This window comes from Mesorhizobium sp. M7A.F.Ca.CA.004.04.2.1, from assembly GCF_004022825.1.
Taxonomy (GTDB): Bacteria; Pseudomonadota; Alphaproteobacteria; order Rhizobiales; family Rhizobiaceae; genus Mesorhizobium.
This window is the reverse complement of the sequence record NZ_RZPH01000091.1, coordinates 1-10,696: the sequence shown is the minus strand read 5'-3', so window position 1 is coordinate 10,696 and position 10,696 is coordinate 1. Positions and strand designations below refer to the sequence as shown.

At 59.7% G+C, this 10,696-nt stretch carries 6 protein-coding genes and 2 pseudogenes; 5 read left to right on the top strand and 3 right to left on the bottom strand.

Annotation, left to right across the window (positions count from 1 at the left end):
• From EN893_RS06685 to EN893_RS39040, 3 genes and pseudogenes are all read left to right on the top strand, one after another.
• Positions 1–601, top strand: a 601-nt coding sequence (locus tag EN893_RS06685; RefSeq protein WP_164900738.1) for a hypothetical protein, incomplete at its 5' end; no start/stop codon positions are given.
• Positions 602–1,304: 703 nt separating this feature from the next.
• A complete protein-coding gene (locus EN893_RS06680; protein WP_127268434.1) occupies positions 1,305–4,838 on the top strand; it encodes an autotransporter domain-containing protein in 3,534 nt (1,177 codons plus the stop codon).
• Between the two features lie 219 nt (positions 4,839–5,057).
• Positions 5,058–6,057 (top strand): annotated as a pseudogene (locus EN893_RS39040) (tyrosine-type recombinase/integrase); the annotation flags it as partial.
• Between the two features lie 382 nt (positions 6,058–6,439).
• On the opposite strand, the gene EN893_RS06670 reads toward EN893_RS39040, so the two are convergent.
• Entirely contained in the window at positions 6,440–6,778 is a 339-nt protein-coding gene (locus EN893_RS06670; RefSeq protein ID WP_126063908.1) for a nucleotidyl transferase AbiEii/AbiGii toxin family protein, read from the bottom strand.
• A 52-nt stretch (positions 6,779–6,830) separates the two neighbouring features.
• Between EN893_RS06670 and EN893_RS37970 the strand changes: the two genes are divergently transcribed.
• Entirely contained in the window at positions 6,831–7,112 is a 282-nt protein-coding gene (locus EN893_RS37970; RefSeq protein ID WP_164748801.1) for a hypothetical protein, read from the top strand.
• A 109-nt stretch (positions 7,113–7,221) separates the two neighbouring features.
• On the opposite strand, the pseudogene EN893_RS06660 reads toward EN893_RS37970, so the two are convergent.
• A pseudogene (locus EN893_RS06660) lies at positions 7,222–7,416 on the bottom strand (SMC-Scp complex subunit ScpB); the annotation flags it as partial.
• Positions 7,417–8,384: 968 nt separating this feature from the next.
• The gene (locus tag EN893_RS06650) at positions 8,385–8,576 is read right to left on the bottom strand and encodes a hypothetical protein (RefSeq protein WP_127266638.1); all 192 of its coding nucleotides are present in this window, start codon (positions 8,574–8,576) and stop codon (positions 8,385–8,387) included.
• Between the two features lie 708 nt (positions 8,577–9,284).
• Here EN893_RS06650 and EN893_RS06645 point away from each other — a divergent pair.
• Positions 9,285–10,696: prolyl oligopeptidase family protein (locus tag EN893_RS06645; RefSeq protein WP_164900737.1), on the top strand; the 1,412-nt coding region annotated here is incomplete at its 3' end.

The window sequence follows — 10,696 nt, the reverse complement described above, 5'->3', positions numbered from 1 at the left end:
TGTGGCGCATCACGAAGCCGGGCACGCGGTGGCCGCCATCGTTTTGCACCGTCAGACGTTCGACGACGACCGTGAACTCCCTGCTTTCTCAAGTGTTAGTATTTACCCCGACGTCGGTGACGGAGAGTGCGGTGGTGTTGTCGAAGGCGCGGGTTTTTATTCAGCGCAAGGATTCACCTCGAAGCGAAAGCCGATTTTCGAGGACGATATGGATCGATGTTTGGAACGCGATGATGCGATCCGGGAGATAGTTGCGTGTCTGGCAGGTCCTTTTGCAGAATCCGCATTCGAAGGCTATCTGGACCCGCGCGATATGGCGATGAATGCGTCCGATGGGAATGAGGGGAGCAGCGACTACGCGGATGCCAAGCGAATCTATGGTGAGTTGCGGTTCCTGATGCCGCGCCGCCCCCGTTGGAGGCGGATCGAAGATCGCACGGCCCGGCTAGTACTCGATCACTGGTCGGCCATCGAAGCATTGGCCGCGCATTTGCTGGTCAAGCATGATCTCCAATTCGATGAGGCTCTGACGATTGTTGCGCCGCATCTTCCGCCCATGCCAGCAGCTACGCCGCCAGAGCGTCATCCGCAGCCTGCTTGATCAGCCATTCGATGTGATTTGACCACATCTGCAACACCTCGCGCTTCTCCTTGACGTTGCTATAGAGATCGTAGATTTCGCCAATGTCTCCGGTTCGGGCTCACAGCCCGTCCATATAGCCGCCAGTCTGCTGCCTTCGAGTGGCCCATGTTGGCCGCGGCCAGGAAGTGGCGACGATTGAAAGGACAAAATCAGTTGCCGAAACTCATCGCAGGTGACGGTCTGGTGGCAATTTGGGCACATCTTGTGTCTCGTCGCCAGTAAACACGGATGCCCGGCAGGAGACTGAGCTCGCTGCCGGCGGAAATCGTAGAGCGCCAGCGACGCATTCTGATCTTTCGTCAGGCAGTCGACCGCCTTGGCATACGCCTCGGCCTCCATCTCGATCGACCTGAACCGGTATCTTGTGCGCCATCCGGACGATCTGGGAAAGCTTGGCCGGGCCGGCGCCTTCCCAGGCGCACGGGAAGAGCGACGACCCATGTGGACCTTGGATTTCACTCCGCACTTACGCTGCTTTGGCCTTGTCAGCAGCCTGAGCATAAAGCGTGCTCAGCTTTCAGGCCGAGCACTCTTCCAGTGTTGACAGCATCTGTCGTCATTCAGGATCGCCCCATTTTCGCATGCCGCTTGCAGCTTTCAGGCTGTTGTCAGCCAGGGCCGCCATAAAGGGTCTCGTTAAACAATTCAGGAGGCCGTTCCAATGATCAATCAGTTTGCGAGACTTTTTCGAGGACCAGGTATGCAGGCTTGTTTCGGGACAAAGAACTTTCTGGCGGCAACCACCGCGATGACGACGGTATTCCTGCCGGCTGTGTCTCTCGGGGTGGGTCTGGTAGCATTTCCAACTGGAGAAGCGTTGGCCGACGACCCGATTTCGATCCCGCTGGAGTATGTCGGGGAAGGCCATGACCGCCTGGGCATCTGGGCCAAGATCAACAATGGCAACGCGCAGCGATACGTATTCGACACGGGCTCGGACCAGCTCAACACGCAGATCGGGTCAGAGGTGACCGGGGTCCGCCCGATTGCCGACACGCCTTACGTATATACGTACGGGGACGGAACGTATGGTAATAAGCTTCAGAACGGGGAAATTGATAAATTTACATATGTCGATCCAGATCAAAAGATAACAATCGACGGGCCGTCTGTAAGCGATAAGAAATACCGGGCTGCTCGCATTCTCGATTTTGTCTATACCCATGCGTATTGCAAGGACAACAATCTTAAGTGCACGCCGGGATCCGTGACGGATGGACTTAAAGATATGTATGGTCAGGATCTCCAAGAACCTTATCACGCCGATAAGGAGCAGCGGGCGAAAATGACCGCTGGCAAGATGGCAGACGAAGGCGGCGATTTCGCAGGTACATTCGGGGCCGGCGATTTTCTTGGCAAGACAAGTGTCTGGGGCATGATGGGCAGTGTCACCAGGTCTGGCTACGTGGTCTCCGCCAATGTGAATCCGGATTCCGAGAGCGACCAAACGCCTGGCTGTTCCCCCTGCACGATTGTCAACCTCAATCCAAGCCTCCGGGCCCAATATACTAATGCCATGCCATGGGGAGAACCCGAGGAAAAAGATCAGGATTCTTATCAGAATTTTCCTGGCTCTGGCGCCAATGCCTCGACCGAATACGAAGGCAGCTACAATCTGCAGTACACGGTTAAGGATGGAGCCCCACCAATCACCGACCCCAACAAGACCGCGGTATTGCTCGACACCGGCACACCGGGCGGTGGCAGTCTGGAGATCAGTGATGCGATGCTGAAGCAATTTCAGGATGCGGGCGTCAAACTTAAAAATGTTCGGAGAAATGAGCAACGCGAGATCGTAAGCGCATCGGGCAACATCCCGAGCGTTACAATCGCAGGAACGGATGGCGATCCGGTAAGGCTGGACAATATCGACTTCACCTACACCAGCGGCACGACGGAACAACCCAATGACCAGACCAGTTTTGTTGCCGGTCTTGACTTCTTCAAAAACAGATCGGTCATTTTCGATCTGGAGAAGAAGTATACCGCTTATACGTCACATTTCGTCACTGCCAGCAACTTCTCTACCGATTCATCCGCACCCGAAGGGACCGGTCTGAGCAGGATAACGACGAGCATGGGGAATGAGGGCGGGTTCGGCATAGCGGGTGTCGTCTCCGGCTCCGGATCGCTGACGCTTGATACAAAGACGGTGGTCCGGATGACGAATGTCAACACCTACACCGGCGAGACGAATATTGCTCAGGATGCCTATCTCTCGCTTGCGGGGCTCGGCAACATCCAACGGTCAGCGAAAGTCGTTGCAGACGGCACGTTCGATATCTCCGAACATGGAAATGGCAGCGACTATTGGGGAATCTCCGACGCCTACAACGATGCCCGTATTCGTAGCCTGAGTGGCAGCGGAACGGTCGAGCTGGGCAAGCGTACCCTGGTGCTAACGGATTCGAACGACACGTTCGCCGGCAGCATCAACGACCTCGACGTTGATAACAATAATATGGGCGGCAAACTATTCGTTGCCGGTGGCGTGCAAACGCTGAGCGGAAAGAACAATTTTTCCGGCATGACGACGGTCGGTTCCGGCGCGGGATTGCTGCTTGCCGATACAGGTGTGCTTTCCCATGATGCGACCACGTCCGGCTTTCTCGGGAATGACGGGCAGATCGGGGGCACGGCTATCGCAAACAGCGGCGGTGTCGTCGCAGGCGGCGGCACCTACGGTGCGGTCACCATTTCCGAGGGCGGCACGGTCGCTCCTGGCAGTGCGACCGATCCGAGCAGGATCGTCACCACACTGACTGTCACGGGCGATTTCGCGCAGCAGTCCGGATCGATCTATCAGGTCGACCTCGCAAGGTCGTCCGATCTCATCGATGTTGGCGGAGTAGCGGCGATCGACAGCGGCGCGCAGATCGAGCTGCTGCGGCAGGGAACGCTATCGGTCGATGCCCGATATACTCTGCTCTCCGCAGCAGGCGGCGTAAGCGGCACCTATGGCGGGCTGACGGGGGCTCTGGCGACAGACGCGACGCCCTTCGTCGATTTCCAGCTCGTCTACGATGCCAACAATGTCTATCTCGATATCAGCCGCACATCGACGGCGTTTGCCGATGTTGCCAGCACCTTCAATCAACGCTCGGTCGCCGCAGCGGCTCAGGCGCTTGGAAGCGGTAATCCGATCCAGGACAACATCCTGTTCCTGACGGCGCCGGAAGCCCGCAACGCTTTCGATATGCTATCAGGCGAGGTTCATGCTTCCATTCATAGCGGCCTCATCGAGGACAGTCATTCTGTACGCGATGCCGCGAGCGAACGGATCCGTGCGGCGTTCGACGGCGTCGGTGCCTCCAGCGTTCCGGTGATGACTTATGGGCTGGGTGGTCTGGAACTGGCCCCGGCAACGAGTGAGAATTTCGCCGTATGGGGCCGTGGCTTCGGCGCCTGGGGTCATCTCGACAGCGACGGCAATGCCGCCGGTCTCGATCACTCGACAGGCGGCTTTCTGGCTGGCGGTGACGCGGCTGTCGGCGAAAGCTGGCGGCTCGGCCTCATCAGCGGCTACAGCCATACCTCCTTGGAGGCGGACAATCGCGCGTCGTCGGGCTCGAGCGAGAATTACCATCTCGGTCTTTTTGCCGGCACGCAGAACGGCAATCTCGGTTTTCGTTCCGGCCTTGCCTATACCTGGCACAGCATCGAGACCGGCAGGTCCGTGGTCTTTTCAGGCTTCGCCGACAGCCTTTCGGCCGATTACGACGCCGGCACGTTCCAGGCCTTTGGCGAGCTCGGCTACCGTATCAATACGGCTTGGGCTTCCTTCGAGCCCTACGCTAATCTCGCTTATGTGAATTTTGACGCCGATGGCTTCACCGAGAATGGCGGCGCAGCCGCCTTGTCGAGCGGGGATCGCTCGAGCGACACGGCGTTTACCACGCTAGGTCTGCGTGCGTCGACGGTACTGACCCTCGGCACCGTGACTGCTACCGCGCGCGGCGGTCTTGGCTGGCGCCACGCCTTCGGCGACGTCAGGCCGGATACCGCTCTTGCCTTTGCTGGCGGTTCCTCCTTCGCCATCAAGGGCGTGCCGATCGCAAAGAACGCAGCTCTGCTCGAAGCTGGGCTGGACGTAAACATCACCGAGAACGCGACGTTCGGCATCGCCTATCAGGGACAGATCGCCTCGGATGCCCAGACACACGGGTTCAGCGCCAAGCTCGGCGTCCGTTTCTAAATCACCCGCAAAAGAGATTGGTTATGAAGTCAGTGAGTGCATTTTCTTTTACCGTCGTTCTCGGCTCAGCGACGGTGATGTCTGTGTCCGCCGCGCGAACGGACGATGCCTGCTACAACAAGGCACAAAGCCTATGATGACGCAATGTTCAATCGACGACCTGAAGCCAGTCGATGGCGAGCTTGACAAGCTCTACAAGGAGATGGAGACCCGGCTCAAAGAGTCCCGGCGCATGTCCAGGAACTGGTCGAGACCGCGAGGGGCTACAACGCCACCTCGGAGAACACGCGCGACGCCTACCCCAAGGATTGGCGGCATTTTTCCTCCTGGTGCCGGCGCGCTGGCTTCGATCCCCTGCCTCCGGGCTCGAAGGTGATCAGGCTCAATATCAGCGCCTGTGCCTTGGGCACCGCCGCCGGCGATCCGAAGCGTGGCGCCCCTGCCCTTTCGGTTGCGACCATCGAGCGGCGGCTTTCCGGCCTCGCCTGGAACTTTACCCAGCGCGGCCGGCCGTTGGCCCGCGCGGAGCGGCATATCTATACGGTTCTTGCCGGCATTCGCCGCGCAAGCACGCAAAAGCCACCGCGGCAAAAAGAGGCGGTCCTGGCGACGATCTGCTGGCGATGATCGCCACCCTCGGCCACGACCTCAGGGCCTGCGCGACCGCGCTATTTTGCTCCTGGGCTGTGGCGGCGGCCTGCGGCGCTCCGAGATCGTCGGTCTCGACGTCATGCGCGACGACAACAGCGATGGCGCCGGCTGGATCGAAGATTTTTGACGGCAAGGGCTGCTGGTCACCCTGCGCGGCAAGACCGGCTGGCGCGAGGTCGAGGTCGGCCGCGGCTCCAGCGACCACACCTACCCCGTAGTCGCGCTCGAGAGCTGGATCCGCTTTGGCCGCATCGCACGTGGACCCCTGTTCCGCCGCATCTTCAAGGACAACAAGACCGTCGACGTCGAACGGCTCTCCGACAAGCACGTCGCCCGCCTGGTCAAGCAGGTGACGATCGCCGCCGGCGTCCCCTCCGATCTCCCGGAAGGGTAACGGGCGCTGCTGTTCTCGGGCCAGTCGCTGCGCGCCGGACTTGCCTCGTCGGCCGACGTCGAGGAGCGTTACGTGCAGAAGCAGCTCGGCCATGCCTCGGCCGAGATGACCCGCAAATATCAGCGGAGGCGCGGCAGATTCCGGACCAACCTCACCAAGGCGTCCGGGCTCTGAGAAACCCCTCCCCTCCCTCGGTTGGTCGCTAGGTCGTGGGGGTCAGGTTCTTTGAGTGATGACAACACCTCGTCGAGCACAGCGAACGCTGCGTCCAGACTGTCGGCGGCGACGCTTCGTAGTCAGGGCATGATCATCAGCTGTGCAATGGCGCGGCCGACGAATTCATTGTTGAGTTTTTCCATCCGCTGTCTGGTTCGAGCGACCTGTTCTGGGAGCGCACGCAGAGCGTTGACGACCTCGTCCAGTTGCGACCGGGCTGCGGCGGCGATGTCGAAGATGTCGCGCGGGTTGGCTTCCGAAATCCCCGGTAATAGACCTTCTTGGCGATGATTTCCGGGATGGTCTCGAGCCGCACGGTCCTGCCTTCCACCACGCGGGTCTAGAACGGCTTCGTTGTTAGCGCTCCGGCAACGATGAAGTCGATTTCGCCAACGTCTTCGAAGGCGAATTTCTGGAACCGAAGCCCGTCCCCCAAATAGTCGGACGGCATCGTTTCAAAGTGCAGGTGGCTTTTGGATGGTCGATGACCGAGCAATTGAGGGTCGTCGAGGAAGATATCGATGTCGTGGCTTTCGCGATGGCCGATCTGGATCATCATAGCCGTTCCGCCGCCAAATGACCATTCAAAGTCGTAGCCCCGGCATTCCCGCGAAGCTGGCCGATCAGGTCGATATAATACAAAAAAGCCGCCGCCATTCGGACGGGCGTCGGCTATCATGTCCAGCCATTACGCGGCGAGCGGATAGCTTTCGCCGGACCAGGCAGAGAACTTGGCGGCAAAAGCCTTCATCTCGTCGACCGCGAATGTGGTGCGCGGTTGCGAACTCGACTTGCTGGGCGAGAGGGACCTCGCCGAGAAAGGCGCTGACATGAGCGGGATGCTGCTTGGCCAAATCGAGATCCGCAAAGCAATCGGCCAGCGCCGCGTCGTCCAGCTGTACGCTGCAGGGCGCGTTCACGGTCGTCAAGACGGATGCCAAATGCTTGCTCATAATGGCCGCAAGGTAATCGTTTCGGGTCGGAGACACAAGTTGCCGCCTCCTTCGCCGTAGAGTGGCCCGATACAATCACGATCGATATTGCCACCTCTTATCGATAGTGATCGCATAGTTCCCTGATTCGACTCTCAACCGCTCATATTACTTCCATGTATCTGCTGCGCTAGCCCGTCCTGGCCTTGGAGTGTCGCTCCTCACCTCCTCCACCACTCACCAGCCCGATGGGAGTATCGCCCGCCAGCAGCTTCTCCTTGCTGAGCAGCGCGGCAACCTCAATCGCCTCGAAATCGGGCAAATCCCGCAGTGTGTCGAGGCCGAAGTGCAACAGGAAGGTCTTGGTCGTGACGTAGGTGTAAGGCGTGCCAAATTCAGCGGGCAGGCAGACGTTGACCCACACTTAGAGCATTGAGGCACTCGAGCCGCCCTCAGGCGGTGCCTCAAAAGCTCGCGGGCCAGATCGCCTCGGTTCGGAGACAGACAGGCTCAAGATATCCACGCCAGAGACGGCGAGCTGGAGCGTATGCTCGGCATTGCGAAGAAGAACATGTTGGCCTTTGCCGGGCGCCAGGCAGGACCGTCGCACGACCTGGCAATGCCAAGAGTTCGCACGGCGTTGTCTCCGACGATGCTGGCAGATGTTCTGCAATGACTGGCAACACATGGACGCACCAGAGCGGAACCAAAAACGATCGAATTTCGCCCATAAGACTCGGCGAAACAGAACACCCCAGCGTAACAGGTCGCCGGCCGACGCGACCAGGTCAAGCAAGGGTTGGTAAGACCAGCTATTGGCCTGCTGGCTTGCAGCGGTCACCTCACGCTGGAATGCTGGATTGCGGCGCAAAAACTCCCATGCCCTTTCGCGCGGCGTCATACCAGTGGTGCAGTCATATGATCGTTCATCCCGCCCATCAGCCTCGACCGCGCCAGTCACGAGAACTGCAGGCACGACTGTGCCCCCTTGCCCGCCCCCACGGACGTCCAAACATCATGCAATTTGGCAAAGCACCGGCGCCGAAGCCACCCGACCTCGATGACGCCATTTCGTCGAAGCATGTGTCGTCGGCACTGTGCAGGGCAGAAGCAGGCTGTCGGTCCCGCGCAGCGACAGCAAGCGCGGCCTGAGCATGCGAAGGGGGTCGCTTTGATAGGAGTGCCCGGCTGGGTTCCGTTCAGGACGTTCCCTGAAGACTTGGTGGCGTGGCGGTGGCTTCGACGCTGGTTGTGGGCAGGTTGTCGTAGCCCGGATGCTATAAGCTAATTTCCGCCATTGGAGGCTCAGTTTCACGCTATGCCAGCCCGTGTTGTACAGGTGAAGCCGACTGGTCAGTGGACCGCAAACGAACGGCGCGCCGCTTCTCTTTGGTGATGCTCGCGCCGCGCTTTCTTCGCTGACGGTATGGAGATGAAGCGCGGCATGCCCCTGTAGCAGCCGATTTCACAACCAGACTTGCGCCCGCACTGCCCCTGTTGCTGCGGCATACCAATGCGTGGCGTCAGGAAGACTTCGTCGACCATTAGCCGTCTCGCTGAGATACTACCGAGCCCGAGCTCCCCTATCCTAGACCCTCGTATCGCATATCGGACGGCCCCACATCAGCCCAAGTTGCCATGGGGACCAGCCCCATGCGTTCGCCCGAATGCAGCTTCCTGGCTTGATCGACAGCAACCCAGGGGACGGTGCAGGCCAAGATTGCGGCAGGGCTTGGGCAACCATCAGGTCGCCCAAGGGGTGCCCCACCCTTCTCCTCAGAACTCAGCTGCTTCCAGCTGGCGGCTGAAACTCACAGGCGCAGCCAGCTTGGTCTCTAACCGCATCGATCGCATCATGGTGTCTGCCATGAATCCGTGTGCGTGAAGCGCTCCAGAGCGAAGATGTTGGGCGTCAACCAGGTTCACCAATGAGCTTCACTGCTCGAGTTCTGCACGGTGTCACCGCCTGGCGCCGGAGGTTGATCCGGTGATTAGGAGGAGCACTCGTTGTCGGATTCTCGACGATGTCGGACATGTGACACAACGCTTCCAGAGCGATCGCGTTGTTCCGAAACGATTTTCCCAGTTGGCACGACGGTTGCGGTCCCTATGCGCAAAAGCACTGCGATGCCGCACCGACTGGAAGAACTCATCAATGATCACGCTTTTCGAACATGTGGGCGCCGCTACCAGCACTGAGCGTTCCCGAGCCGACGGAAGCCTCTATCCCTTCTTTCTGAAGGCTGTCCGGACATGAACGCATTTGATGTCCGTCCAACGCTGGATGCTCCCGACGACGATCCCTATGTCTGGCTTGAAGATGTAGAGGGCGAGCGGGCACTTGCCTGGGCCGCCGGCCAATCGGCAAAGACCCTGAAGCACTTCGGTGGAGCGCAATTCGAGCGCGACCGCGCGGCTCTGACAGCCATTTTCGACAATCGCGACAATCTTCCCCTGATCGCGCGCCGTAGTCAGTACCTCTACAATTACTGGCGAGATGACGGTAATCCACGCGGACTGTGGCGCCGGACCACCCTTGCCGCCTACATGAAGGCGGATCCCCAATGGGAGCTACTGCTCGATCTGGATGCTCTCGCGGCTAGCGACGGAGAGGACTGGATCTGGGACGGCGCGTCCATCGAGCCGGAGAGACGGGAAAGAGCCGTTCTGCGCCTGTCGCGCGGCGGCAGCGACGCGGTCGTGCATCGCGAATTCGACCTGATCTCTCTGAGCTTTGTCGCCGACGGCTTCAACCTCCCCGAGGCCAAAGGCTACGTTAATTGGCTGGACCCTGACACGCTTCTGCTTTCCAGTGCGCTTGGTAATGGCATGGCCACCCGCTCCGGCTATGCGCGCACCGTTCGACTGTGGAAGCGTGACGCGGATCCCCTCACCACGCCGGCAATCTTCGAGGCCGGGTTCGAAAGCTTCCAAGTGTCTGGTCATTCGGACCGCACCGGCCGCAGCGAGCGCCTTTGGTTCATCGAGCAGCCGGCCTTCTTCGAGAAGATCAGCTGGATCGGCGATAGGAGCGGGCCGAGGAGGCAGATCGATCTTCCTCGCGACGCGTCGTGGCGGGTCTTCGGCGACTGGCTGGCGGTAAGGCCGCGCAAGCCCTGGACGGTGGGAGGCACCACCCATCCCGCCGACGCGCTGATCGTCATCTCGCTTTCCTCTTTCCTCGCTGGCGGACGCCGTTTTGAGACCCTGTTTCAACCAGGGGAAAGGCGCTCCATGCAGTCATTCTTCTGGAATGACGGGAAGCTCATTATCTCTTACCTCGTCAATCTCGCACCGCGTTTCGAGATGTTCACTCCCGGCCACCAGGAATGGACGCGCCGAGTCCTGAACACCCTGCCCGCCGAAGGTACTGTCGACGTCTGGTCATTCGATGCGGCAGTTCACGAGACCAATGGAGAGGTCCTGATCTGTGCTCAGGATCCGATCACGCCGCCGCAGCTCTTGCTGTTCGATCTGAATGCCGCGCCGTCTCTCAGCGCTTCAGCAATCCTGAAGCGCAGCCCGGAGAATTTCGATGCATCCGGACTGGTGGTCACGCGCCACGAGGCAGTCTCTATCGATCATGAGCTGATCCCCTATACGCAGGTTGGTCCGGCGAACGGGAACGGAGATGCTCCGATTCACCTTTCCGCTTATGGCGGGGT